Origin of the sequence: Streptomyces sp. NPDC047079 (assembly GCF_040643755.1) — a bacterium.
Classification (GTDB): Bacteria; Actinomycetota; Actinomycetes; order Streptomycetales; family Streptomycetaceae; genus Streptomyces.
Genome location: NZ_JBEYUZ010000010.1, coordinates 113706 through 139238 on the forward strand (window position 1 = coordinate 113706; position 25533 = coordinate 139238).

Genomic DNA, 25533 nt, shown 5'->3' on the forward strand with positions numbered 1-25533 from the left:
CTGTGGAGCGCGTGGCGCTCGTAGACCCACGATGGCACGAACGCCCTCCGGAGGCATGTCCAGAAACGTGCGCTCACCTCGTCCGCGCCGCAGCTCCGCGCACCTCACCCCGTCCGCGCCTCGGTAATGCGGCCGTGTCGGCGTACGCGCCTGGGGTCCTCGCTCCTTCCGGCGTACGCGCCTCAGCCGCGCGCTCCGGCGCACGCGCCCTGGTCCGCGCCCCGGTCTGGGGGCCGCGCAGAGCGCTGTCAGTACCCGGGGGCCCGAGTCGGTGATCGCCACCGTGTGTTCCGCGGGGGCGGCGCGGGAGTCGTCGGCGGCCCAATTACTATACCGGTGGTCGAGCCATTGCCATACCGGTGGTGCGCGGGCGTTCCGGTATTAGAGTCGGGGCCATGGTGCGCACCCCGCTGACGCCCGAAGAGCGCGAACGAGGCGAACGGCTCGGGCGGTTGCTGCGTGAGGCCCGCGGCGATCGCAGTATGGCGGACGTGGCCGCGGGCGCCGGAATCTCCGCCGAGACCCTCCGCAAGATCGAGACCGGACGTGCGCCGACTCCTGCGTTCTTCACGGTCGCGGCGCTGGCGCGGGCGCTCGGACTGTCCCTGGACGAACTACTGGGACGGTGCGCGCCGGTCTCGGTATGAGCCGGACGTCCTCCCGGGCCAGGAGAGCGACCTGCGTCCGGTCTGAAAACTCACCGTAGCCGCCCCGTAACACGCCTGGTGTTTTCTACCGGCCGGAGTACTTCCGTCGGGCGGGAGCTGGGCGATGGCTGTTGATCAACTCCCGGAGCAGGTCAGGGAGTTCGCGGGCTACCTGAACGGGCTGCTGGCGCGGCTCGAGCGGGACGGCGGCTGGTGCGGGGTGTTCTGGCAGCGCGATCCCGACGGCATGCTGGCCTGCCTCGACGGCCGGGAGGTGCCTCCCTGGGATGTCGTGGAGGCGCTGCTCCAGGACCTCGCCGCGGCCCACGGGCCCACGAGCGCCGCACGGGAGGCCGAGCGGGCGCGGGCTCTGCACGGTGCCTCGGTCGCCGCGTACGACGCCCGGCCGGGCGGCCGGGACGCCCTCGGCGACCGGCTCGATGTGATGCTCCGCGAACAGCGCTACGCGGCCGACCGCCAGGTCGAGCTGGGCCGCCGGCTGGAGTCGGCCGCGACCCGGGAGGAGGCCGAGTCGCTCCGTCTCGACCTGGACTGGGCCCAGGACGACCATGCACGCGCCACCGCCCGCTGCGCGGAGCTCCGCCGCCGCATGGCGGCCCTCGACCACCGTGCACGGCGACCTCCCATGCGGGGTGCGCGGGCTTTCGCCACCCCTGCGGCTGCACGTCGCCCGGGACGTGAGGATCGTCCCGGCGGCACGGCCGACCCGGGCAGGGTGGCACCGCCGGGAGCCCGTACCTCCGCCGGGCCCGCCACGCCCCACGCCTCACTCGACCGGCACGCCCCCGACGCGCCGCACGCCCCCGACGCGCTGCACGGCCCAGACCAGCCCCACGCCTCACTCGACCGGCACACCCCTGACGCGCTGCACGACCCAGCCGCGCCGCAGGCCACAGCCGCACCGAATCCCCTGGCCGCCCCCCAGCCCCGGACCGCCCCGCAGGACCCCGCCCCCACGCGCTCCGCCGAGCAGCGCCCCAAGCGCCGTCCCCGGGGCAGTGCCCGTTTCGCCGGGGTGATGGACGTCCAGGAGGTGCCCATGGGCGCCGTACCCGTCGCCGCGCCCGGCCCCGGCCGCGAGGGCCCACGCGGCGCGCGATTCGCCGGAGCCGCGGACACCGGGTCCGAGGCGCCGCCCGAGGAGCGCGCGGAAGAGCCCCTCGACCAGGAGGACCGGTGGATCACCGCGGACACCGTCGCCGCGCTCACCCGGCTGCGCGCCGAGGGTCGCAGCGGCGAGGCCCACGCCCTGCTCGTCGAAGCCGCCCACTGGCCCGCCGCCCGCTACCCCCTGCTCGCCGCCGAGCTGCACCGTGCGGGCCTCGGCGCCGACTGGACCACCCTCCTGTGGGAGGCCGCCTCACTGCCCGCCGACCGCCTCGTCGCCGCCGCGGACGCGCTCACCGCCGCGGGCCGCACAGCGGACGGGGAGCAGATGCTGCGCCAGGGTGTCGTACGGCCGGCGAGCGAGATCGGCGAGGCGGTGCTGGGCCTGAACGCCGACGGCCGGCACCGCGAGGTCCGCGCCCTCCTCGACGCGTATGTGCGCGTCCGTACGCCCGAAGAGGCGGCCCGTAGTGTCGCGGTGGACCCCGGGAGGCTGCTGCCGCTGCTTCTCGAGGTGGCCCGGGGGGTCTCCGACGAGCGGCACTGGGACCTGGTCCACGCCCTGAGGGTCGCCGGATTCACCGTCTGAGCGGCCCGTCGGCAATCCGACCGCTTAACCCGCAGGGGTGCACCCGCAGGGGTGCGAAACGTGATCGACTCAGCGGGTTGACGACGATGGTCTTGGCAAGGCCTTCCCGGAGGCTTACGTTCGAGCCTCTACCGCCTGTTTCTACGGGCGTAGAGGCTCGCTGACGTCCTCACCGGGACTTGAGGCAAAGGAGCGGCATCATGGCCCACGTCGTACGCGCCGCACTGGTCCAGGCGACCTGGACCGGCGACACCGAATCCATGATCGACAAGCATGTGGCGCACGCCCGCGAGGCGGCCCGGCAGGGCGCGAAGGTCATCGGCTTCCAGGAAGTCTTCAACGCCCCCTACTTCTGCCAGGTCCAGGAGCCCGAGCACTACCGCTGGGCCGAGCCGGTGCCCGAGGGCCCCACGGTCACCCGGATGCGGGAGCTGGCCCGCGAGACCGGCATGGTGATCGTCGTCCCCGTCTTCGAGATCGAGCAGTCCGGCCTCTACTTCAACACCGCCGCCGTGATCGACGCCGACGGCACCTACCTCGGCAAGTACCGCAAGCACCACATCCCCCAGGTCGACGGCTTCTGGGAGAAGTACTACTTCAAGCCGGGCAACCTCGGCTGGCCCGTCTTCGACACCGCCGTCGGCAAGGTCGGCGTGTACATCTGCTACGACCGCCACTTCCCGGAGGGCTGGCGACAACTGGGCCTCAACGGCGCCCAGTTGGTCTACAACCCCTCCGCCACCTCGCGCGGCTTGTCGGCCTACCTCTGGCAGCTGGAGCAGCCCGCCGCCGCCGTGGCCAACGAGTACTTCGTCGCCGCGATCAACCGCGTGGGCCGCGAGGAGTACGGCGACAACGACTTCTACGGCACGAGCTACTTCGTCGACCCCCGCGGGCAGTTCGTGGGGGAGACCGCCAGCGACAAGGAGGAGGAGCTCGTCGTCCGGGACCTCGACTTCGACCTCATCGAAGAAGTGCGGCAGCAGTGGGCGTTCTACCGCGACCGCCGCCCCGACGCGTACGAAGGACTGGTGAAGCCGTGAGCGACCTGTACGCCCGCCACCGGGCCGTCCTGCCCGAGTGGCTCGCGCTGTACTACAAGGACCCCCTGGAGATCACCCACGGCGAGGGCCGCCACGTCTGGGACGCCGACGGCAGGAAGTACCTGGACTTCTTCGGCGGGATCCTCACCACGATGACCGCCCACGCCCTGCCCGAGGTCACCAAGGCGGTGAGCGAGCAGGCCGCGCGGATCATCCACACCTCCACCCTCTACCTCAACCGTCCGATGGTCGAACTGGCCGAGCGCATCGCCCAGTTGAGCGGCATCCCCGACGCCCGGGTCTTCTTCACCACGTCCGGCACCGAGGCCAATGACACCGCGATGCTGCTCGCGACCACGTACCGGCGCAGCAACCAGGTCCTGGCGATGCGCAACAGCTACCACGGCCGCTCCTTCAGCTCGGTCGGTGTCACCGGCAACCGAGGCTGGTCCCCCACCTCGCTGTCACCGCTCGGGACCCTGTACGTCCACGGAGGCGTCCGCACCCGCGGTCCGTTCGCCCATCTGAGCGACGCCGACTTCATCGCGGCCTGCGTCGAGGACCTGAAGGACCTGCTCGGCCACATCCGGCCGCCCGCGGCGCTGATCGCCGAGCCCATCCAGGGCGTCGGCGGCTTCACCTCGCCGCCGGACGGGCTGTACGCCGCCTTCCGCGAGGTGCTCAAGGAGCACGGCGTCCTGTGGATCGCGGACGAGGTGCAGACCGGCTGGGGCCGCACCGGCGACCACTTCTGGGGCTGGCAGGCCCACGGACGCAGCGGCCCGCCGGATCTGCTCACCTTCGCCAAGGGCATCGGCAACGGGATGTCCATCGGCGGAGTGGTCGCCCGCGCGGACATCATGAACTGCCTGGACGCAAACTCCATTTCGACGTTCGGCGGCACCCAGATCACCATGGCCGCGGGGCTGGCCAACCTCACCTACCTGCTGGAGCACGACCTCCAGGGCAACGCCCGGCGGGTCGGCGGACTGCTCATCGACCGGCTGCGGGCCGTCGCCGACCAGCTCCCCGTCGTCCGGGAGGTGCGTGGACGCGGCCTGATGATCGGTGTCGAGCTGGTCAGGCCCGGCACGGACGAGGCCGACCCGGACGCGGCGGCCGCCGTGCTGGAGGCCGCGCGCGAGGGCGGGCTGCTGATCGGCAAGGGCGGCGGGCACAACACCAGCGTCCTGCGCATCGCCCCGCCGCTCACGCTCACCGCCGCGGAGGCCGAGGAAGGCGCCGCGATCCTCGAGCACGCCCTCAGGGGCGTCCGGTGACCCCGTCCCCTCGACAGCGTCGTCATGAGGTGTCTTCGTCGACAAGCCGATGACCTGAGCAAGGGAACCTCGCCATGACCAGCGCCCTGGAACCCACCCTGTCGGTACGCCAGGTCCTCACCCTGGACCGGGTGCTCGCCGGAGAGCCCGAGGTGGTGGCCGGCGCCGGCCACCTCGACCGGCCGGTGCGCTGGGTGCACGTCGCCGAGGCACCGGACGTGGGAGTGATGCTCAGCGGCGGCGAGATGGTCCTCACCACCGGGGTGCTGCTCGCCGAGGACGTGGAGAAGCAGGCCGAGTACATCCGGTCCCTGCACCGCGCGGAGGCCGCGGCCGTCGTCCTCGGACTCGGCCGCGCCTTCCCCACGCCCCCGGAGGTGATGCGCCGGGCCGCCGAGCGCTGCGGACTGCCCCTGGTGGTCCTGCACAGGCCCTTCCCCTTCGCCGAGCTGACCGAGGAGGTCCAGTCCCGGCTCGTGCGGCGCAAGTTCGCCGCCGTCAGCCTGTCGGAGGCGGTCCGTACGGCCCTGACGGGACTCATCACCGCGGGCGCCCCGCTCCAGCGGCTGCTCGACGAGATCGCCGTGCACGCCGGCTGTCCCGTGATCCTCACCAACCTCGCCCACCGGGTGCTCGCCACAGCGGGGGAGCGGCCCGCGGTCGACGACGTGCTGCGCGACTGGGAGCGCATCGCCCGGCAGGCGGGCGGCAGCGAGGGTGACGGCTGGGTCCGCGCCGAACTCGGCGGGCGCGGCGAACGCTGGGGCAGGATCGTGCTGTGCGGCTACCGTGGCGACAGTCCCATCGGGCGCCTGCTCGCCGAGCGCGCCGCCGAGGCCCTCGTGCTGCATCGCATGCTCGGCGGCTCGGCGCACTCCTGGGAGGAGCAGTCCGCGCAGAGCCTGCTGACCGACCTCGTCTCCGGGGTCGTCCCGGCCCGCCAGCTGCTGCCGCGGGCCCGGGCGGCCGGGCTGCCCGTCAACCGCCGTTCCTTCGTCCCCCTCGTCGTACGCGACGGCGAACCTGCCGGACTCGACCGCGTCCTGCGTCTGCTGGGGCTGCCCGGACTCGTCGCGGAACTCGCCGACGGCGCGACCGCCGTCCTGCTCAGCCTCGCCCGGGACCAGGACGCCGAGGCGCTGACCGGGCACTTCGCCGCCCGGCTGCGCACCGAGTCCGGCACGCCCGGGGCGGTCGTCGCGACGGCCGACGCGCGCACCGCCTGGGAGGACGTGCCCGCCGGACTGCGCGAGGCCCGGCACGTGGCCGACGCCGTCGCCGCCCACTCCGCCGCCCGGGACCTGCCGGCCGTCGTGCGGCTCAGAGACATCCATCTGCGGGGCCTCATCCGGCTGTTGCGCGACGACCCGCATGTGCAGTCCTTCGCCGAACGGGAGCTGGACGGGCTGCTGTGCGGACGCGACGCCGAACAGGAGCTGCTGCCCGTGCTGCGGACCTATCTGGCCACCGGCCGCAACAAGTCCCGCACCGCCCAGCTGCACCACGTCAGCAGGCCCGCCCTCTACCGCCGTCTGGAGGCCATCGAGGCCCGTCTCGGGGTCGACCTGGACGACTTCGAACAGGCCGCCTCCGTGCACATCGCGCTTCTCGCGCACGACGCCCAACAGGGGTGAGATGCCATGGGAACACGCGGGAAACCATCGCGAACGGGCCGGGGTGACACCGTGGAACGCGGTGCGCCCACAGACGTGACACGGTGCAACTCAAACCTGACCGCCCGGCTTCCTAGGCTCGCCGCACACCGAGCGACCGGAGGTCCCGATGAGCAGAGTGATCCGTGCCGCCGTCTTCCAGACCGCCTGGACCGGCGACAAGGAATCGATGATCCAGGTGCACGAGCAGGCGGCCCGCGACGCGGCCGCGCAGGGCGCCGAGGTCCTGTGCTTCCAGGAGCTGTTCTACGGGCCGTACTTCTGCCAGGTCCAGGACCCGGCCTTCTACGAGTACGCCGAGCGGATCCCGGACGGCCCCGTCGTCAAGCGCTTCCAGGCGCTGGCGAAGGAGCTGGGCATCGTGCTGGTCCTGCCCATGTACGAGGAGGAGCAGCCCGGCGTGCTCTACAACACCGCCGCCGTGATCGACGCGGACGGCTCGTACCTCGGCAAGTACCGCAAGACCCACATCCCGCAGGTGAAGGGCTTCTGGGAGAAGTTCTACTTCCGCCCGGGCAACTCCGGCTGGCCCGTCTTCGACACCAAGGCCGGACGGATCGGCGTCTACATCTGCTACGACCGCCACTTCCCGGAGGGCTGGCGGGCCCTTGGTCTCGCGGGCGCGGAGATCGTGTTCAACCCGTCGGCCACCTCCCGGGGGCTGTCCGGCTATCTGTGGCAGCTGGAGCAGCCGGCCGCGGCCGTCGCCAACGAGTACTTCGTGGGCGCGATCAACCGGGTGGGCGTCGAGGAACTGGGCGACAACGACTTCTACGGGACCTCCTACTTCGTGGACCCGGAGGCGCAGTTCGTCGGCGAGGTGGCGAGCGACAAGGAGACCGAGCTGGTCGTGCGCGACCTGGACCTGGCGAAGCTGCGGGAGGTGCGCGACCGCTGGCAGTTCTACCGGGACCGGGCGCCGGGCGCCTACGGGCCGCTGACCGCTCCCTGACCGGCCGGGCATCCGCCGGCCCGGCCGGGCGGAGACCGGGCCGGCGGCACCGGCCGCCTCGCACGGCAGCCACGACACCAGTGTTGACCACGCCAGGTAAGGGAGCAGAGGCAGCATGAGCAGCCGTACCGTCATCCGCGGTGGCCTCGTCGTCACCGCGTCCGACGAGATCCACGCCGACGTCCTGATCGAGGACGGCCGCGTCGCCGCCCTCGCCGCGTCCGGTACCCCGGCCGCCGAGGCCTTCACGGCCGAACGGACCATCGACGCCACCGGCAGGTATGTGATCCCGGGCGGCGTCGACGCCCACACCCACATGGAGCTGCCGTTCGGCGGCACCTTCGCCTCCGACACCTTCGAGACCGGCACCCGGGCCGCCGCCTGGGGCGGCACGACGACGATCGTCGACTTCGCGGTGCAGAGCGTCGGCCACACCCTGCGGGAGGGCCTGGACGCCTGGCACGCCAAGGCCGAGGGCCGCTGCGCCATCGACTACGGCTTCCACATGATCGTCTCCGACGTCAACCAGGAGACGCTGAAGGAGATGGACCTGCTGGTGGAGGAGGGCGTGACCTCCTTCAAGCAGTTCATGGCCTACCCGGGGGTCTTCTACAGCGACGACGGCCAGATCCTGCGGGCCATGCAACGCTCCGCCGAGAACGGCGGACTGATCATGATGCACGCCGAGAACGGCATCGCGATCGACGTACTGGTCGAGCAGGCGCTGGCCCGCGGTGAGACCGATCCCCGCTACCACGGCGAGGTCCGCAAGGCGCTTCTGGAGGCCGAGGCCACCCACCGCGCCATCAAGCTCGCCCAGGTCGCGGGCGCGCCCCTGTACGTCGTGCACGTCTCGGCTCAGGAGGCGGTCGCCGAGCTGGCCAGGGCGCGCGACGAGGGGCTGAACGTCTTCGGCGAGACCTGCCCCCAGTACCTGTTCCTGTCCACCGACAACCTCGCCGAGCCGGACTTCGAGGGCGCCAAGTACGTGTGCTCGACGCCCCTGCGGCCCAAGGAGCACCAGGCGGCCCTGTGGAGGGGCCTGCGCACCAACGACCTCCAGGTGGTCTCCACCGACCACTGTCCCTTTTGCTTCGTGGGACAGAAGGAGCTGGGCCGGGGCGACTTCTCCAAGATCCCCAACGGTCTGCCGGGCGTGGAGAACCGTATGGACCTGCTGCACCAGGCCGTCGTCGACGGGCACATCTCCCGCCGCCGCTGGATCGAGATCGCCTGCGCCACCCCGGCCCGGATGTTCGGCCTCTACCCGCAGAAGGGCACCATCGCCCCGGGCGCGGACGCCGACATCGTCATCTACGACCCGCACGCCGAGCAGGTCATGTCCGCCGAGACGCATCACATGAACGTCGACTACTCGGCCTACGAGGGCAAGCGCACGACCGGCCGCGTCGAGACCGTCCTCTCGCGCGGCGAACCCGTCATCACCGAACGGGAGTTCACCGGACACGCGGGACATGGCGTCTACACCCCCCGATCCACCTGTCAGTACCTCAACTAGGAGTGGCGCTCATGGACTTCGGACTCGTCCTCCAGACCGACCCGCCGGCCTCGCGGGTCGTCAGCCTGATGAAGAGAGCCGAACGCAACGGCTTCCGCTACGGCTGGACCTTCGACTCGGCCGTGCTCTGGCAGGAACCGTTCGTGATCTACAGCCAGATCCTGGCGAACACCCGGAAGCTGACGGTCGGGCCGATGGTGACGAACCCGGGCACCCGCGCCTGGGAGGTCACGGCCTCCACGTTCGCCACCCTCAACGACATGTTCGGCAACCGCACCGTCTGCGGCATCGGGCGCGGCGACTCCGCGATGCGCGTCGCCGGCCGCAAGCCCAACACCCTTGCCCGGATCAGCGAGGCCATGAAGGTGATCCGGGCGCTGGGCCGCGGCGAGGAGGCCGACCTCGGCGGCGGCACGGTCGTCAGGTTTCCGTGGATCAAGCCCGGCGCCGAACTCCCGGTGTGGATGGCCGCGTACGGCCCCAAGGCGCTGAAGATGACCGGTGAGGAGGCCGACGGCTTCATCCTCCAGCTGGCCGACCTCTATCTCACCGAGTACATGGTCAAGGCCGTCAAGGAGGCCGCACAGGCCGCCGGACGCGACCCTGCCGAGGTCACGATCTGCGTGGCCGCACCCGCGTACGTCACGGAGGACGACTCGCCCGAGGCGCTCGCCCACGCGCGGGAGCAGTGCCGCTGGTTCGGCGGCATGGTCGGAAACCACGTCGCCGACCTCGTCGCCAGGTACGGCGAGCACTCGGCCGCCGTACCCGACGCACTCACCGACTACATCAAGGCCCGGAAGGGCTACGACTACGCGCACCACGGGCGCAGCGGCAACCCGGACACCCAGTTCGTGCCCGACGAGATCGTCGACCGGTTCTGCCTCATCGGCCCGGTCGAGAAGCACATCGAGAAGCTCACCGCGCTGCGTGATCTCGGCGTCGACCAGTTCGCCGTCTACGACATGCACGACGCGCAGGAAGCCGTCATCGACGCCTACGGGTCCCAGGTCATCCCGGCGGTCAACGGCTAGCCTCCCGGTCCAGCGGGGGACGCCGGATCCCCCCCGCCTCCGCTCGTCCCCTTCCCGCTCCCCCGGGAAGGGGGCCAGGGCGCTCCCTGCGGCTCAGTCCTCGGGAGCGCACCCCCCATCGGCGCCACCCGCACGGCGTTTCCCACCTCACCTCACGATGGGCCTGCCCATGACCGACACCGCTCCTTCGGCCATACCGATGTCCCCCCAAGTCACCCGTCCCGACGGCCGCGTGGAGTTCCCCCAGGGGTCCCCGCCGCCGAGCGGTCCCTACGCCAACGAGGACCTGCTGCCGGTCCCCGTCGACAAGCGCACCTGGACCACGTACAACTTTTCCGCGCTGTGGGTGGGCATGGCCCACAACACGGCCTCCTGGACCCTGGCCTCCGGCCTGATCGCCGTGGGCATGGACTGGCGGCAGGCGGTGTTCACCATCGCCCTGGCCAATGTGATCGTGCTGGTGCCGATGCTGCTCACCGGGCACGCGGGACCCAAGTACGGCATCCCCTTCCCGGTCTTCGCCCGGTCCTCCTTCGGTGTGCGCGGAGCCAATCTGCCCGCCGTCGTACGGGCGTTGGTGGCGTGCGGCTGGTTCGGCATCCAGACCTGGATCGGCGGCGAGGCGATCTACTTCCTCGCCGGGAAGCTCATCGGCGACAGCTGGGTGAACGCGTCCGAGGTGGGCGGCCACGCCTGGACGATGTGGCTGTCCTTCGCGATCTTCTGGGCGATCCAGGTCGCCATCATCTACCGGGGCATGGAGACCATCCGCCGCTTCGAGAACTGGGCGGCGCCCTTCGTCCTCGTCGGCGCGTTCGTGATGCTGTGGTGGATGAGCAGCAAGGCCGGCGGCCTCGGCCCGCTCTTCGACCAGCCCTCCAGGCTCGGCTGGGGCGGCGCCTTCTGGAAGCTGTTCTGGCCCTCCCTCATGGGCATGATCGGCTTCTGGTCCACGCTGTCGCTGAACATCCCGGACTTCACCCGGTACGGCAGGAGCCAGAAGGCCCAGACCTGGGGCCAGGCCCTGGGCCTGCCGACCACGATGACCCTGTTCGCGTTCCTGTCGGTGCTGGTCACCTCCGGCTCGCAGGCGGTGTACGGAAAGCCGGTCTGGGACCCGGTGCAGCTGGCCGCCAAGACGGACAATGTGGTCGGTCTGCTCTACGCGCTGGTGACGGTGCTGGTGGCGACGCTGTCCGTGAACATCGCGGCCAACCTGGTCTCGCCGGCCTTCGACTTCTCCAACATCGCACCCCGGAAGATCAGTTTCCGCGCCGGCGCCCTCATCACCTGTGTGCTCGGTGTGCTGATCTTCCCGTGGAAGCTCTACTCCGACCCGCAGGGCTACATCTTCACCTGGCTCGGCCTCGTCGGCGGTCTGCTGGGCACGGTGGCCGGCATCCTCATCGCCGACTACTGGATCCTGCGCCGCGCCCGTCTCGACCTCGCCGACCTCTACCGCTCGGGCGGGGGCCGGTACTGGTACGAGAGGGGCTGGAACTGGCGGGCCGTCCTGGCCTTCGCGGTCGGCGGGGTGCTGGCGATCGGCGGCGCGGACTTCCATCCGCTGATCGACGGCCGCCCGATTCCGGCCCTGGCGCCCCTCGCCGACTACGGCTGGGCGGTGGGCCTCGGCGCCGCCATGGTGGTGTACCTGGCGCTGATGCCGGCCCGGCGCCGCGAGGGGGCGGCCGACTGACGGCCCGACCGCGCGCGGAGGACGGTCAGCTCTGCTTCCGGCCGCCCTCCAGCGCGGTCACCGCGTCCCGGGCCGCCTTGATGGCACCCTTGTTGATCTCGTCGGTCCCGGGCGCCTTCTTCGTCTCGAAGTCGCTGCCGTTGTACGTGACGGAGACCAGCGCGTTGGACGAGCGGATCAGCACCACACCCTCACGGGTCTGCTGCTTGTCCTCCGTGCTCAGGTTCACCACCGAGTAGCCGGCGTCGCCCAGACCGGGAACCGTGCCTCCGCCGCTCTTCTCCGCGGTGCGCTTTGTGTAGGTCTTCTGCGCCGCCGCCTCCGACTCCATCACCTCGAAGGTCACATCGAGCCATCGGTAGTCGAAGCCCTTGAGCGCGTTCCAGGAGCAGGTGCGCCGGATGGAGGAGTCCGTCGACGGGATCTCCTTGCCGGCGGTCTTGGCGCCGGGGACGAGCGACGTGATCGTCGTCTTGGGCAGGGCGGCACACGGCGCGGGCGCGTTGGCGTACGCCTTGGCCGTGGCCGCCGGTGCCGCGGGGGACGCGGACCCGGAGGCGCCGTTCTGTGCGTCCTGGGTCTTCTGGCTTCCCTCCACCGGCTTGCTGCCGGTGGCCGGGGCCGCGGCGAGCGGCCCGGACGACAGGGCCCAGCCCGCCGAGGCGAGCACGGCGACCGGAAGCAGACGTGCGGTAAGGGCGAGCGGCAGAGGCAGCGAAAGCACGGCGCACTTCTCGTGGGGGACGGTGCGGAGCGAGTCCGCACTGCGGACGGGACGCCAGTCTCACATGACTCCCTGTGAGGCGGAAGGGCGAACTCGCTCCGTGCTCGTCCGGTGACAGCGCTCCGGGTTGACGGTGTGTGAGTTTCTCTCCGCTCGCCACGGTGTGCCCGATATGTTCTCGCCTCCGCGTCGATCCCGGGCGCGGGGGAGGACGGCCGGACCGGCCGTCCTCCACGGTTCCGCGCGCCGCGCATCGGACGCGCGCGTCGGACTATTGGAAGATCAGTGCCAACGCGTACGCCAGAAAGAACCCGGCCACCAGCACCGTCAGAAACATGATCGCGATCAGCGGGCCCTTGGCCCAGCCGCGCGTCCGGTCGTAGACCACGTTCGGGGTGGCACCCGAGGTGCTGCCCTCGCCGGGCGGTGTCTCGCCCGGCGGTACCCCGCCCGGCTCCACGCCGGGCGTCTGTGCCGGCCCGGGTTCGGAGCCGCCGTACCGCCTGTCCCGCATGCCGTCCGCCTCGCTCTCCCGGTCGATCGGTGTGCTCCTTGCGCACGCCGAGTACCCCCACCATGGTCACTCACTCGGGCAGTGCGGGGCAAAAGGGTCAGCGGGGCAAAAGGGTCAGGCGGCAGGTCTTACACGACTCCTCCGGACACCTGAGCGGACCGCACGGTCCCGGCCCGCGGCCGGCGAGTGGAATCCGACGGTGCGGGGCCGCGCCGCGCGCCAGGGTCACCCGGGCTGCCTCGGGTGCCGGCCGGCCGGATGGCGGGGGGCTCCGGTGACGGCCGGTGCGACTTTCGAGCCCGCCGTCACCGCCACCCGCACCCGAACCGTCACCCTGACCGGCCCCGCGCCGAGCGAACGGCGGCGGTCCCGGCCGAAGCCCGCCGCGCCCGTCAGTAGGTGTCGGAGTCGCCGGGGATCAGGTGCATCGCCGCCTCCTCGGCCGACGCACCGGCGCCATCAAGCCCGACATCGGAGGCGAAAAGGTCGGACTCGGTGACGGCGTGGCTGCCCTCGTCGAGCGCCACAAGGCGTCCGGCGCGCTCGTCGCCGACCTCGTCGTCGATCAGCTCGCCGTCCGTGTCCCAGGCGTCCCCGACACCGTCGCCCTCCGGGACACCGATGTCCGGTACCTCCTCGGCGAGGCGCTCGTCCAGGCTCTCCCCGCGCTTCCGTTCCGAGGCGGTGACGCCGGTGTGCTCCACGCCCCAGGGCCGCTCCGGGGGAGAGTACCCCTCGTCCAGGGCCTGGTCGCCGCCCCGGTAGTCGAGGGTGTCCGACGCGTCCAGCAGCCCGATGTCGTCTTCGGGCGGACGTGCCGGTCCCGCAGGTCGCGGCGGCCCGTGCCGGAGGGGTACGCGCGGTCCGCGATCACCGGGGGGTGCGGCTCAGGCCGGCGGCTCGGACGGCTGAGAGCCTGCCCTGCGCGCCAAGAGGTGAACGAAACAGGGGTTTCCGGGCGCCGAACGCGACAGGTTCACGCGCCGTAGTGGCGCGCACGCTGGAACTGCGCCTGTTTCGCGTTCAGTTGTTGACGCCGGGAGGTGGCGGCAGTACAACCCTCGAGAGCGCTCTCAGGTACTGCTGTCCTCCTTCCCCCACAAGCCCACGGCTTCGGAGACCCTTATGCGGACTACCCCCTGCGCGCCGAGACGGAGACCACCGACCGGCGCCCTGCGTTCCCGAACGGCTCTATGCCTGATCCTCGGCCTGCTCGCGACGTGCTTCTTCGCCGTGGCGACAGCACCCGCGCGGGCCGATGACCTCCTGCTGTCCCGCGGGCGGCCCGCCACCGCGTCCTCGACGGAGAGCGGGGCGTTCCCCGCGACCGCGGCGGTCGACGGCGACCCCGGCACCCGCTGGTCCTCGGCCTTCGCCGATCCCCAATGGCTCCAGGTGGACCTCGGTTCCGTCCAGCAGCTCAGCCGCGTCACCCTGCGCTGGGAAGCCGCCTACGCCACCGCCTACCAGATCCAGGTATCCGGCAACGCGCAGAACTGGACGACGATCTACTCCACCACCACGTCCACCGGGGGCACCCAGAATCTGAACGTCACCGGCAGCGGCCGCTACGTGCGGATCAGCGGAACCGCCAGAGCGACTCCCTACGGCTACTCGCTGTGGGAGTTCGAGGTCTACGGGCCCGGCGGCGGCACCCCACCCCCGGACGCCTTCTGGGGCAGCACCAGCGACATCCCGCCCGCACGGAACGCCGTCGAGGTGAAGATCCTCAACCGCACCAACGGGAAGTATCCCGACAGCCAGGTGTACTGGAGCTTCAACGGCCAGGTGCACTCCATCGCCGAACAGCCCTACCTGGACATGCCGGCGAACTCCGCGGGCCGCATGTACTTCTATCTCGGCTCGCCCAACAGCCCCTACTACGACTTCATCGAGTTCACCGTCGGCAACAACGTCTTCAACGGCAACACCACTCGCGTCGACGCCTTCGGCCTGAAACTCGCCATGCGGCTGCACACCAAGGACGGCTACGACGTGGAGGTCGGCGAGAACCGGCAGACCTTCGCCGAGGACCGCGCGACCACCTTCCAGCGCTTCTCCGACGCCGTGCCGGCCCAGTTCAAGGTGCTCGCCCAGACGCAGGCCCCCTACCGCATCATCGCCCCCGGCAGCGACCCCAGCTTCCGCGCGGGCGGTTCGAACGCCGACTACTTCACCTCCTACGCCCAGTCGGTCGGCGTCAACGCGGCCACCTCCGACATCTTCGGCTGCGCGTCCTCCCTCGCCGGCAACCCCGATATGTGCGCGGCGCTGAACCGGCACGTGGCCACCCTGCCGGCCCCTCAGCAGTCCGACCCGAGCCAGTACTACAAGGCGGCCCCGGCGAACTACTACGCCAAGTTCTGGCACGACAACGCCATCAACCACCTTGCCTACGGCTTCCCCTACGACGATGTCGCGGGCCAGTCCTCCTTCATCTCCCACGGCGATCCCCAGTGGCTGCTGGTGGCCGTCGGCTGGTAGGTGACGCGGCTTCGAAGAGTTAGCCCGAGACGGCCGACGAGGGGCGTCGGCCGTCTCACTTCGAGGTTGCCGACCGCCTGGGCAGCAGGCCTTTGGACCGCAGCACGGCATAGCCGATGCCGACGCCCACCGCCAACGGCCACTCGAGAGCGCCAACGGCCGCCAGCGCACCGAGGCCTGCGTACAGGGGCAGGCCGTGCCGGGCGGTCAGCGCGCGGCGGGCGGTGGCAACGGGACCCGCGGCGACGCTGACCGCCCAGGTGGCTGCTTCCCCGAGCCCCGGGAGAGTGAGGGTGATCGTGTGCTCGCCGGACGCGGCGGTGGGATTCCGCTTCGAGGACTTCGCGGCCTGTCCGGCCTCGGGCAGCGGCGGCTTCTTCGCCTCCGCGGGTTTCTTCACCTTCGCGGGCTTCTTCGCCTTCGGCGTTCTCGTCATGCCTGACGGCTCCTTCGTCACGGGCGGCCTCTTCGCCTCCGACGACTCCTTCCTCTCGGGCGGCCTCTTCCCCTCCGACGACTCCTTGGTGTCCGGCGTCCTCGGAGCCTGTGAGGCGGGGGGAGACGGCTTGGGCGGGCTTGAGTGCGGGCGCTTTTCGGCGAACCTCGGCGTGGTCACGGCTCACATCCGTTCGTGGGATCCGGAACGTCGCCCCCCAGCGAGGCACAAGTTACCTGTCGGCACAGGGGCCTGCGAGCCGGGAAGCCGATCGGACCAGCACGCCGGGCGGAGGGGGCCGAGGTGGTCCAAGCTGATCGTGAGATACGAGGGGACCGGCCTGGTGCGGAGGTGGCACGCGGATGTCGTTGTTGTCCGGGGTACCCCTGCCGCTGCCCGCGCCGCTGCTCCAGAGCCTGACGGGCGGGCTGGCCGCCGGAGTGCGTGAGGCGGTGGACAGGGCCTCCCTGCTGCTCGGGGCCGGCAAGCGGGACGTGTGGTCCCGCCCGGGGCGCTGTCACATCGACGTACGGGGGGTGCGAGGTCCGGGCGGCATGCGGGTGGGCCGGATCGTGGAGCTCGCACTCGAGGAACATCCGGGCGTGCTGTGGGCACGGGTCAACGCCCCCACGGAGCGGGTCGTCGTGGAGCTGGCCTCGCCGCCGCCACCCCGTCAGGAACTGCTCCGGATCATCGCCCACGCGGAGGCCCACGGCGCAGCCGCCACCGCGGATGCGGGCGGGTCCGACGGATGGTGCCCCGAGCCGCACCATCCGTGTGAGGGGCCCCGCGCCCGGCCGACGCTTCCGGTCCTGGCGGCGGACATCGCGGGGCTGCTGCTCACGCTGGCCACCCGCCTGTCGCCATGGACCCCGTTGCCCGCCGAAGTGGGGGCGCTGGCCACGGCCGTGCAGTGCCATCCTCTCCTGCGCCGAGCGGTGGCGTCGGTCCTCGGCCACCGGGAGAGTCCCGAAGCAGCGGTTCCGGTGCTCAACGCGATCGTCCAGGGCCTGGCCACCCGCGGCGGCGGGCTCGTCCTGGACGCCGCGCAGCGACTGGCGCAGTGGCGGGAGGCGAACGCGGCCCAGCAGGCGTGGGCGGAGGCCGAACCGCGGTTGGTACGGGGACCGGAGGACGCGCGGGCCGAGCCGGCCTTCACCCAACGGCCCCAGCAACACCAGGATGTGACGGAACGTTACGCCGCGCGGGCCATGGGGGCGGGTGCGGCCGTCGGCGCGCTGACGATGCCCGGCGTGGGGCCGAGGCGCGGGCTCGCGGTGGCGCTGGCCAGTATGCCGAAGGCGCCGGAGGCGGGCCGGGAGGGTTTCGCCACCAGTCTGGGCCGGTTCCTCGCGCTGCGGGGCGTCGTGGCCATGGACCGCGGAGCGCTGCGCCGTCTGGGCCAGGTGGACACCGTGCTCCTGGATGTGGACGCGCTGCGCAGCGGCCGCCATGAACTGACCGACATGGAGGTGCTCGGCGGCGCCGATCCCACGCAGGTGTCCGAGCGGCTGTTCGCCCTGTTCGACCCGTCCGCACTCGCGCGGATCCACCGTGACGACCACGGCTGGGCGCTCGGTCCCCTGGAGGACCTGGATCCGACGGACCGCGCCGGGCGCCGAGTCGCGGACCGGCTGCGGAGCCGAGGCAGCGAACAGGTGCTGGGCCTGGCCTGCGGGCGCGATCTGGTGGCCGTGGCGGGAGTGGTGACGCAAACGCTGCCCGGCGCGCAGGCCCTGGCTGCCGCGGCCCGCCGCTCCGGGATCCGCGTGGTCCTCGCCGGCGACCAGCCGTACCCGGAGCTCGGATTCGTCGACGCGATGGTGCCGACGGGGAGCCGACTGGTCGCGTCCGTGCGCGGATTGCAGGCCGAGGGCGCGGTGGTGCTGCTGGTCTCGGGCAACCGCCGCGCGCTGGGCGCGTCCGACTGCGGCCTCGGAGTGCACCGTGAGGGAGAGCCACCGGCCTGGGGCGCGCACCTGCTGGTCGGCACCGATCTGGACTCGGTCGCGCTGATCCTCACCGGAGTCGGTGTGGCCCGTCAGGTCGACCGGGACAGCGCGGTGCTGGCCGCGAGCGGCAGCGGCATCGGCGCGGTCGCGGTCATGCGGGCACCGGCCCCGCAGGCGTGCTCGCGCGGACAGGCCGCGTGCAACACGGCCGGGGGCATCGCCTTCGCGCTGGGGGCCTGGCGCGCACGGCAGCTGTGCTCGCGCCCGGTCACCCCCTCCGTGGAGACCGTGCCCTGGCACCTGATGCCGCCCTCTCAGGTACTGGAGCGGCTGCGCACGAGCGGCGACGGGCTGTCCGCGGAGGAGGCCGACGCCCGGGCCAAGGGCCCGTCTCGCACGGGCGTGACGCCGGGGACCACCTTGCCGTCGGCATTCGTCGAGGAACTCGCCAACCCGCTGACACCCGTGCTGGCCGGCGGGGCGGCCCTGGCCGCATCCGTGGGTTCCAGGGCGGACGCCGTGCTCGTCGCCTTGATCACCGTAACGTCGGCGCTGGTGGGCGGCGTTCAGCGGGTGCGGACCGAACGGGCCCTCGCGGAGCTGACCGCCCGCTCCGCCGTGGGCGCACGGGTGCGGCGCGGGGGCACCGAACGGCTGGTCAGCGCGGAGGACCTGGTGCCGGGAGACGTCGTACTGCTCCGTGCGGAGGACGTGGTGCCCGCCGACTGCCGCCTGTTGGAGGCTCACGGACTGGAGGTCGACGAGTCGTCGCTGACGGGCGAGTCCCTGCCCGTGGCCAAAGACCCGGCTCCCGTGGTCGCCGCACACCTCACCGAGCGTCACTCGATGCTCTACGAGGGCACGACCGTCTCCGCCGGTGAGGCGGTCGCCGTGGTCGTGGCCACCGGCGCGGCCACCGAGGTCGGGCGCACCATGGCCACCGCCCGGGAGGCGGCACCGGTGACCGGCGTCGAGGCTCGGCTGTCGTCCCTCACCAAAGCCAGCCTCCCCCTGGCGACGGTCTCCGCGGCGGCGGTCGTCGGGGCCGGTCTGCTGCACGGGCGCCCGTTCGCCGAGAGCCTGGCCTCGGCGGTCAACCTGGCGGTCGCCTCGGTCCCCGAGGGGTTGCCGTTCCTCGTCAACGCGGCCCAGCTGGCCTCCGCGCGCCGCCTGGCCGAACACGGCGCGCTCCTGCGCAACCCGCGCACCATCGAAGCGCTCGGCCGAGCCGACGTGCTGTGCTTCGACAAAACCGGCACCCTCACCGAGGGCAATCTGCAACTCGCCGCCGTCAGCGACGGCGAACGCACGCTCCCCGTCGACCGGCTCGGCCCACAGCACCGCAGGCTCCTGGCCGCCGCGCTCCGCGCCACCCCCGCCGCCCGCCAGTCGGAGCCGATGGCCCATCAGACCGACCGGGCGGTGGACGCGGGGGCCCGCCGGGTCCGGGTGTCGGTCGGTGACGGCGCGCCCCGCTGGCGGCGCACCGGCACCCTGCCCTTCGACCCGTCCCGCGCCTACCACGCCAGCACGGGCCGCACCGCCGACGTCACCCTGCTCAGCGTCAAGGGCGCCCCCGAGGTCGTGCTGTCCCGCTGCCGGCGCAGACGCCTGAACGGAGTGGAGACCGCACTCGACGACGCCGGGCGCAAGGCGCTCACCGAGGCCACCGAGGAGCTGGCCGGAGCCGGCCGCCGCGTCCTCGCCGTGGCCGAACGCACCATGGGGCCGACCGAGGAGCTCACCGACGACGCGGTATGCGATCTGGTCTTCGTCGGATTCGTCGTCCTGGCCGACCCGGTGCGTCCCGGGGCGGCCCCGGCCACCGCCCGGCTGCGGGCGGCCGGGGTGCACACGGTCCTGCTCACCGGGGACCACGCCGCCACCGCCGAGGCCATCGCCGCCACCGTCACCGGCGACCCGAACCAGACCGTGTGCACGGGACCGGAGCTGGACCAACTGGACGACGACGCGCTCGACGCGCTGCTGCCGACGGTGGATGTGATCGCCCGGTGCACCCCGCGCCACAAGGTCCGTATCGTCGAGGCGTTCCAGCGTCTTGGCCGGGTCGTGGCGATGACCGGCGACGGGGCCAACGACGCCCCCGCCATCCGTCTCGCCGACGTCGGCATCGCGCTGGGGCGGCGGGGCACCCCCGCGGCCACGGCCGCCGCCGATCTGGTCATCGGTGACGACCGCCTGGAGACGATCGTCACCGCCCTGACCGAGGGCCGGGCGATGTGGACCTCGGTCAGGACCGCGCTGGCCATCCTGATGGGCGGCAACCTCGGCGAGGTCACCTTCAGTGTGCTCGCCTCCACCCTGTCCGGCAGCTCGCCGCTGAGCGCCCGTCAGATCATGCTGGTCAACCTGCTCACCGACCTGGCCCCCGCCCTGGCCATCGCGGTTCGCACCCCGGCCGAGAGCACCGGGGAGCAACTGCTTCAGGAAGGCCCCCACCAGTCGCTGGGCACCGCGCTCACCCAGGAGATGCTGCAACGCGGGCTCACGACCGCCCTCGGTTCGGGCCTTGCCTGGACGGCGGCCCGCTTCATCGGTACGCAACGCCGCGCCGGAACGGTGGCGCTGGCCGCGGTGGTCGGCACCCAGCTCGCCCAGACCCTCACCAGCGGCGGTGCGGACCGTCAGGTGCTCGCCGCCACCATCGGCTCTGCCGCGGTGCTCCTCGGCATCATCCAGACGCCGGGCATCAGCCATTTCTTCGGGTCGACCCCGCTGGGGCCCGTCGGCTGGGGCATCGCCCTGGCGGCCATCACCACGGCCACGCTCCTCCACTCACGGCTGGAGCCCCTCGCCCGCCGTATGGCCCGCATGGGCCCGCTGCCCTCCCCGGCGCGGGGGCCCGGTGAACCCCAGGAGCCGGCGCCGCCGTCGCCCGCGGTCGCCGTCGCCGCCGTCGCGGCGACATGGCTGCACGGGACGCTCTCCCGCCTCGGCCTGCCCACACCGAACCTCGGCCTGCCGGCCCCTGTCTGAGGGGTACGCCCGCACGCGGCTCATCCCAGGCCGTCGTGCATACGCCCCGGACCCGACCGGGAGCGGCCCCGGCCCAGTCCACAGGCGGCACGGTCTCAGCACTCCCGCGTGAGGTGGCCCGTGTCCAGGCGTAACCGCAGGACGAGTCCGCCGGCGCCGGCGGCCGGCAGGACGGCGAAGGCCAGCTCAACGCGGGTGAGGCCGGCCAGGTCGACCGAGGTCAGGCTGGTACCGACGGTGCCACGGGTCTGGGTGAGGTCGGTGACGGTGGTAGCGGTGCCGAGCTTGGCCCGCAGCTGTGCGGCCAGGTTCCGGATGATGGCGGGACGGGCGTAGGAGGCGGGGGACTCATCGCGCAGGGCGGTGCTGCACGAGTGGAGCGAGTGATACGCGGTAGGTAGTCAGGATGTGTTCAGGTTCCCGCTGGCACAGTCGGGCAGTATGACCCATGAAACCTGTGGGAGTCCGGTGGTTCCAGAGGCGGGCACCCAGCGAGGAGACCAGCAGCGAGCCGGCGAACAACTGGCCGAGGCGGGCTCACACCGCATCTCCGGCACTGGATGGGGGAGTGGCAGGAGAGCCTCTGAGTGGCCAGGAGGGGAGGCTGCACGGGGGATCCGGCGACGCGAATTCACGCACTGTGCAGGTTGAATTTCGGGACGAAGTTCCCATGATTCCGGCCAACTCCATCGGGCAGGGCTCGAATTGGCTCCATGAATTCCTTGGGCTGGCCAAGGAATTAGGAGCCTTTCCGGTCGGCCCGCAGGAGCGCGGTCTGAACTGAGAAGCCGAATTCCGTCCGACAAGGTGTGCCTCCCCAGGGGCATAGCAGGTATACAGAAAGTCCTCGCGCAGGCCCAGGAAAGAACAAGCGGAGGCCATTCCGAGAGCGTGAACCGCGTCGCGCAAACGCCCCTGCGGCGCGGCCCGAACGGGCTTGACGAGCCATCGAAGTCATCCCGCGGCCCTGCGAATCCGAGGCTGTGCTTGTCTACTCGTTTGTAGACAGTTACCGTTCCGCAGACGTGAGGGGCGCCCCTCCGCGCTGCCGCCCGTTCTATGTGAGGTTTACATGACAACCGCGACGACGCCCGGGAGTCTTCGGACGCCCGCCAAGCAGATGCTGAACAAGGTCCCCGAGGTCACGATCTGGTTTTGGATCATCAAGATCTTGTGCACCACGGTCGGCGAAAGCTTCGCCGACTGGATCAACATGAACCTCGGCGTTGGCCTGATCAACACCGCATTGATCTTCACCGTCGTGCTGGCAGGCGTCTTGGGCTGGCAACTCAGCAGCAAGCGCTACATCCCGTTCGTATACTGGCTCACCGTCGTGGTGGTGAGCGTGACCGGCACCCTCTACACCGACATCCTCACCGACAACCAAGGCGTTCCCCTCGCGCTGAGCAGCAGCGTGTTCGCCGGCGTCCTCGCCGTTGTCTTCGGGGTCTGGTACGCCCGCGAGCGGACCCTTTCGGTCCACACCATCATCACCCGTCCCCGTGAACTCTTCTACTGGCTCGCGGTCCTGGTCACTTTCGCCCTCGGCACCGCGACCGGCGACTGGACCCTGGACCTGACCGGCTGGACCCCGGGCGTCTCCGTGCTCCTGCCTCTCGGGTTGATCGTCGCGATCGTCCTCGCATGGCGCCTCGGCGCCAACGCGGTGCTCTCCTTCTGGCTGGCCTACATCCTCACTCGCCCGCTCGGCGCCAACCTCGGCGACTGGCTCGGCTCGCCCAGCGGCGACGGCGGCCTGGGCCTCGGCACCGCGGTGACCAGCGTGATCTTCCTGGCCGCGATCCTTGCCACGGTCGTGTACCTCACGCTGAGCCGCAGCGACGTCATCGAGACCAACGACCTCACCGATACCCGGCGAGCGCTCAACCCGGCGCGTGAGCGGATCATGCTCGGTTACTACGCCGTCGTGGCGGTCGCAACCGCGGCGCTTCTCGTCTGGGCGCACCAGCAGCCCCACGCGGCCGCGGCCAGCGAGTCTGACACCCCCGCACCTGTGACCGTCCATCTCACCCCGAAGCAGGCGACGTCACCGTTCCCTCCGGCCGAGATCGCGAAGTTCCGCACGATCACAGCTGACACCCTGGCAAGGCTCAAGTCGGGCAACCAGCAAGCCGCTACCACCCGAGTGACCGACCTCGAGACCGCTTGGGACGACGACCAGCCCACCCTTGAGCCCAAGAGCGAGCAGTCCTGGAACTTCCTCGACGGCGAAATCGACCACGTCCTGAAGGCACTACGCGCCCCGAACCCTGACAAGGCCACCGAGCTCAAGGCACTCAACACCCTCCTCACCTCACTTGGCTGACCAACCACGATGACGGACTGCCTCGACGCATCCCCTGCGCCGGGGCAGTCAACAGGCTGAGCCGCACTCGGCACACGGAACGGCTGGAGGGGGCCTTTTCAGCATGCTGGGTGCTCCCCAGCGGGTCCGTAAGCGGCGGGGACCGTGGAGCCAGACGATGGCTGACTCGACAACCCAGCGCACGCGGCCCAGGCCCGAGCCGGTGAAGCCTGGGAATCCGGGCTCGCGGCACACCGGAGTCGGACGACGGCGTCGAGCCCGCCGCCGGGGGCCGGCTCCAGGGCGACCTCACCACCGCTGGCGCGGGTGAGTTGCTGGACCATCGGCAGTCCGAGGCCCGTACCGTCGTGGTCAGCATCAAGGGCCCGCCAGAACCGGTCGAAGGCTCTGTGCCGTTCGGCCTGGGACATGCCGGGTCCTTGGTCGATCACATGCAGCTCGGCCACGGGCGGGTTGCGACCGCCTTCCCTCGGGGCGGTGACGGTTGCCAGGGTGATGGCGGTTCCCGGCGGAGACACGCGCAGTGCGTTGGAGAGCAGGTTGTCGATGATCTGCTCCAGCGCGCCCGGCACCGCCCACACCCTGACGGCTGTAGCTCCGGAGATGACGATGCCGACGTGCTGTTCGTCGGCGAAGGCCGCCCAGATGGCCGCGCGATCTGCGACGACGGCGCCCAGATCGACTGCCTCCGGCCTGATCGCGGAGTTCTCCAGCCGAGCGAGCGCGAGCAACCCCTGCACCATGCGGCTGAGCCGCTCCAGCTCCCCGAGTGCTTTGTCGAGGCTGTCCTGGGCGCAGGGAGCCAGGTGCGGCTCGAAGTTCTCCAAGCGCAGGCGCAGTGCGGTCAGAGGGGTCTTCAGCTGGTGGGACGCCTCGGAGGCGAACGCCTGCTGAGCCTGGAGCAGATGCTGGAGCCGGGTCGCGGTTCTCGTGAACGACGCGGTGAGCCGGCGTAGTTCCGGCGGCCCGCGATCGGTGGCCGGTGGATCGGTGATCCGGCCTGCGGCGAGTTGTGCCGTGGCGCGCTCCAGGGCCTGGACGGGACGGGTGATCGAGCGGGCGAGCGCGAAGCCGATCAGGGAGACGGCGGCCAGGACCCCGAGCCCGACGGCGGCGAGGACCAGCCAGGCGGTATGGACCTTTGCCCTGAGCGGATCCAGCGCATACACCGTTCGCACCACACAGGCGACGGTGGTGTTGGAGCCACCGGGCACGGTGACGACGAGGACCTCACCGGTGGTGGACGGGTCGCTGCGGGTGCTGACGGCGGGCCGGCCGCGAAGTGCGGAGGAGATGTCCGGCTCGGCGGACAGATCCTCGCCGACCAGGTCGCGGGCCACGGTGTCGATGAGGACAGAGCCCTTGCGGTCGGCGACGAGCACGCCGCTGCCGGTGCGCTGCCCGTAACCGCGGGCCAGTTCGGGCAGGTCGGCGGTCAGGCCGTGCTCCATCTTGTCCTCGCAGACCTCGGCGAGCGTCATCGCCCCCTGCTGCGCCGTATGGGAGAAGCGGGACAGCTCACTGTGGGCGTAGAAGACGCCGAACGGCACTTCGAGTGCCAGCAGGACGAACAGTATGAGGCTCAGATGGCTGAGCAGGATGCGACGCGTCACCGGAGTGCTCCGCCGCGCGCCGAGTCTGCCGCGGACGTGGTGTCGACGGGTGCCGGGGGGACCAGGCGGAAGCCGATTCCCCGGATGTTCTCGATCCAGGAGGAGTCACCGAGTTTGCGGCGCAGCGCGGCGATGTGGACGTCCAGGGTCTTGGTGGGGCCGAAGAAGTTCGGTTCCCAGGCTGTGTCGAGAATCTGCTGGCGGGAGCACACGGCCCCGGGGTCTTCGGCGAGGCAGACGAGCAGGTCGAACTCCTTGGGCGCGAGAGTGATGGGCGCCTGGTGCAGGTGTACCTGCCGGGTGCGGCCGTCGATGGTCAGCGGGCCGATCCGCTGGATGTGGGACGGTCCGGGTTGTTGTGCCAGGTCCTCTGAGGACGCCGGTTCCAAACGGTGGGTGTCCAGCACTGCGGGGCGGGCGCGGCGGGTGACGGCACGGATCCGGGCGACGAGCTCCCGCACGCCGAAGGGCTTGGAGACGTAGTCGTCCGCACCGAGTTCGAGACCGAGCACCCGGTCCACCTCGTCGTCTCTGGCAGTGATCATGATGATCGGCACGGACGAGCGGGAGCGGAGTGCCCGGCATACGTCGATGCCGTCCATGTCGGGCAGTCCCAGGTCCAGCAGCACTATCGCCGCCTCCGGCGCGGCGAGGCCGTCGGCCCCGTTTCCGGCGTGTTCCACGGTGAACCCGAAACGGCGCAGCCCCTCCATCAACGGTCCGGCCACCCGGTCGTCGTCCTCGATCAGCAAGACACGCATGCCGAAAGGCTCACAGACCTCGCACGGAAGGTGTGGCGCAAACGCCGAAAACTCCCCCGAGCCGGTGATTCTCCACGGTCGGCGTAGCCGCTGAAGCTCGGCGCGATGACGAGATCCAGGACAATGACAGCGGGGAGTAAGCCGAGAGTTAAGGCCCCGGAC

General features: G+C 71.3%; 16 protein-coding genes and 3 pseudogenes. 12 read left to right on the top strand and 7 right to left on the bottom strand.

Going from position 1 to position 25533, the window contains the following annotated elements; genetic code table 11:
• Positions 1-395: 395 nt before the first annotated feature.
• The 9 genes from ABZ823_RS16010 (at position 396) to ABZ823_RS16050 (ending at position 11564) form a co-directional block, all read left to right on the top strand.
• Positions 396-647: a helix-turn-helix transcriptional regulator gene (locus ABZ823_RS16010; protein ID WP_361659566.1), complete on the top strand. Its 252-nt coding sequence runs from the start codon at positions 396-398 to the stop codon at positions 645-647.
• A gap of 124 nt (positions 648-771) precedes the next feature.
• Positions 772-2364: a hypothetical protein gene (locus tag ABZ823_RS16015; protein ID WP_361659569.1), complete on the top strand. Its 1593-nt coding sequence runs from the start codon at positions 772-774 to the stop codon at positions 2362-2364.
• A gap of 200 nt (positions 2365-2564) precedes the next feature.
• The gene (locus ABZ823_RS16020; RefSeq protein WP_361659572.1) at positions 2565-3407 is read left to right on the top strand and encodes a nitrilase-related carbon-nitrogen hydrolase; all 843 of its coding nucleotides are present in this window, start codon (positions 2565-2567) and stop codon (positions 3405-3407) included.
• Positions 3404-4687, top strand: coding sequence for an aspartate aminotransferase family protein (locus ABZ823_RS16025; RefSeq protein ID WP_361659575.1), 1284 nt, complete (start codon positions 3404-3406; stop codon positions 4685-4687). Before ABZ823_RS16020 ends, ABZ823_RS16025 begins: the two co-directional genes overlap by 4 nt.
• A gap of 74 nt (positions 4688-4761) precedes the next feature.
• Entirely contained in the window at positions 4762-6321 is a 1560-nt protein-coding gene (locus ABZ823_RS16030) for a PucR family transcriptional regulator (protein WP_361659578.1), read from the top strand.
• 148 nt (positions 6322-6469) lie between these two features.
• Entirely contained in the window at positions 6470-7312 is an 843-nt protein-coding gene (locus ABZ823_RS16035; RefSeq protein WP_361659581.1) for a nitrilase-related carbon-nitrogen hydrolase, read from the top strand.
• Positions 7313-7427: 115 nt separating this feature from the next.
• A complete protein-coding gene (gene hydA / locus ABZ823_RS16040; protein WP_361659585.1) occupies positions 7428-8831 on the top strand; it encodes a dihydropyrimidinase in 1404 nt (467 codons plus the stop codon).
• Positions 8832-8842: 11 nt separating this feature from the next.
• Positions 8843-9865, top strand: a complete 1023-nt coding sequence (locus ABZ823_RS16045; RefSeq protein WP_361659588.1) for a TIGR03842 family LLM class F420-dependent oxidoreductase — start codon at positions 8843-8845, stop codon at positions 9863-9865.
• Positions 9866-10034: 169 nt separating this feature from the next.
• Positions 10035-11564, top strand: a complete 1530-nt coding sequence (locus ABZ823_RS16050; protein WP_361659591.1) for an NCS1 family nucleobase:cation symporter-1 — start codon at positions 10035-10037, stop codon at positions 11562-11564.
• 25 nt (positions 11565-11589) lie between these two features.
• On the opposite strand, the gene ABZ823_RS16055 is transcribed toward ABZ823_RS16050, so the two are convergent.
• The 3 genes and pseudogenes from ABZ823_RS16055 to ABZ823_RS16065 all read right to left on the bottom strand — a co-directional run.
• Positions 11590-12288 carry a hypothetical protein gene (locus tag ABZ823_RS16055; RefSeq protein WP_361659594.1) on the bottom strand — a complete coding sequence of 233 codons (699 nt, stop codon included), beginning with the start codon at positions 12286-12288 and terminating at the stop codon, positions 11590-11592.
• 271 nt (positions 12289-12559) lie between these two features.
• The gene (locus ABZ823_RS16060) at positions 12560-12802 is read right to left on the bottom strand and encodes a DUF6480 family protein (protein ID WP_361659596.1); all 243 of its coding nucleotides are present in this window, start codon (positions 12800-12802) and stop codon (positions 12560-12562) included.
• A gap of 392 nt (positions 12803-13194) precedes the next feature.
• Positions 13195-13608, bottom strand: a pseudogene (locus ABZ823_RS16065) (DUF5709 domain-containing protein); the annotation flags it as partial.
• A gap of 319 nt (positions 13609-13927) precedes the next feature.
• Here ABZ823_RS16065 and ABZ823_RS16070 point away from each other — a divergent pair.
• Positions 13928-15286, top strand: a complete 1359-nt coding sequence (locus tag ABZ823_RS16070) for a beta-1,3-glucanase family protein (RefSeq protein ID WP_361659599.1) — start codon at positions 13928-13930, stop codon at positions 15284-15286.
• Positions 15287-15341: 55 nt separating this feature from the next.
• Here ABZ823_RS16070 and ABZ823_RS16075 read toward each other — a convergent pair whose 3' ends face one another.
• Positions 15342-15722, bottom strand: a complete 381-nt coding sequence (locus tag ABZ823_RS16075) for a hypothetical protein (RefSeq protein WP_361659601.1) — start codon at positions 15720-15722, stop codon at positions 15342-15344.
• Positions 15723-16084: 362 nt separating this feature from the next.
• Here ABZ823_RS16075 and ABZ823_RS16080 point away from each other — a divergent pair, with 362 nt between their 5' ends.
• Together ABZ823_RS16080 and ABZ823_RS16085 are read left to right on the top strand one after the other, a co-directional pair.
• Positions 16085-20671, top strand: coding sequence for a cation-translocating P-type ATPase (locus ABZ823_RS16080; protein WP_361659604.1), 4587 nt, complete (start codon positions 16085-16087; stop codon positions 20669-20671).
• 1072 nt (positions 20672-21743) lie between these two features.
• Complete coding sequence (locus tag ABZ823_RS16085; RefSeq protein WP_361659607.1) at positions 21744-22997, top strand: hypothetical protein; 1254 nt, start codon at positions 21744-21746, stop codon at positions 22995-22997.
• Between the two features lie 111 nt (positions 22998-23108).
• Here ABZ823_RS16085 and ABZ823_RS16090 read toward each other — a convergent pair.
• From ABZ823_RS16090 to ABZ823_RS16100, 3 genes and pseudogenes are all read right to left on the bottom strand, one after another.
• Positions 23109-23198 (bottom strand): annotated as a pseudogene (locus ABZ823_RS16090) (IS5/IS1182 family transposase); the annotation flags it as partial.
• A gap of 20 nt (positions 23199-23218) precedes the next feature.
• Positions 23219-24610, bottom strand: a pseudogene (locus ABZ823_RS16095) (HAMP domain-containing sensor histidine kinase); the annotation flags it as partial.
• Positions 24607-25371 carry a response regulator transcription factor gene (locus ABZ823_RS16100; protein WP_361659610.1) on the bottom strand — a complete coding sequence of 255 codons (765 nt, stop codon included), beginning with the start codon at positions 25369-25371 and terminating at the stop codon, positions 24607-24609. The pseudogene ABZ823_RS16095 and the gene ABZ823_RS16100, both read right to left, overlap by 4 nt.
• Positions 25372-25533: the final 162 nt, after the last annotated feature.

What these genes read in the sequence shown, in the direction of transcription:
- hydA (WP_361659585.1), top strand. Translation starts at nt 7,428, where the DNA reads ATGAGCAGCCGTACCGTCATCCGCGGTGGCCTCGTCGTCACCGCGTCC.
- ABZ823_RS16075 (WP_361659601.1), bottom strand. Translation starts at nt 15,722, where the DNA reads ATGACGAGAACGCCGAAGGCGAAGAAGCCCGCGAAGGTGAAGAAACCC.
- ABZ823_RS16015 (WP_361659569.1), top strand. Translation starts at nt 772, where the DNA reads ATGGCTGTTGATCAACTCCCGGAGCAGGTCAGGGAGTTCGCGGGCTAC.
- ABZ823_RS16080 (WP_361659604.1), top strand. Translation starts at nt 16,085, where the DNA reads ATGTCGTTGTTGTCCGGGGTACCCCTGCCGCTGCCCGCGCCGCTGCTC.
- ABZ823_RS16060 (WP_361659596.1), bottom strand. Translation starts at nt 12,802, where the DNA reads ATGCGGGACAGGCGGTACGGCGGCTCCGAACCCGGGCCGGCACAGACG.
- ABZ823_RS16050 (WP_361659591.1), top strand. Translation starts at nt 10,035, where the DNA reads ATGACCGACACCGCTCCTTCGGCCATACCGATGTCCCCCCAAGTCACC.
- ABZ823_RS16030 (WP_361659578.1), top strand. Translation starts at nt 4,762, where the DNA reads ATGACCAGCGCCCTGGAACCCACCCTGTCGGTACGCCAGGTCCTCACC.
- ABZ823_RS16020 (WP_361659572.1), top strand. Translation starts at nt 2,565, where the DNA reads ATGGCCCACGTCGTACGCGCCGCACTGGTCCAGGCGACCTGGACCGGC.
- ABZ823_RS16085 (WP_361659607.1), top strand. Translation starts at nt 21,744, where the DNA reads ATGACAACCGCGACGACGCCCGGGAGTCTTCGGACGCCCGCCAAGCAG.
- ABZ823_RS16035 (WP_361659581.1), top strand. Translation starts at nt 6,470, where the DNA reads ATGAGCAGAGTGATCCGTGCCGCCGTCTTCCAGACCGCCTGGACCGGC.
- ABZ823_RS16070 (WP_361659599.1), top strand. Translation starts at nt 13,928, where the DNA reads ATGCGGACTACCCCCTGCGCGCCGAGACGGAGACCACCGACCGGCGCC.
- ABZ823_RS16010 (WP_361659566.1), top strand. Translation starts at nt 396, where the DNA reads ATGGTGCGCACCCCGCTGACGCCCGAAGAGCGCGAACGAGGCGAACGG.
- ABZ823_RS16100 (WP_361659610.1), bottom strand. Translation starts at nt 25,371, where the DNA reads ATGCGTGTCTTGCTGATCGAGGACGACGACCGGGTGGCCGGACCGTTG.
- ABZ823_RS16045 (WP_361659588.1), top strand. Translation starts at nt 8,843, where the DNA reads ATGGACTTCGGACTCGTCCTCCAGACCGACCCGCCGGCCTCGCGGGTC.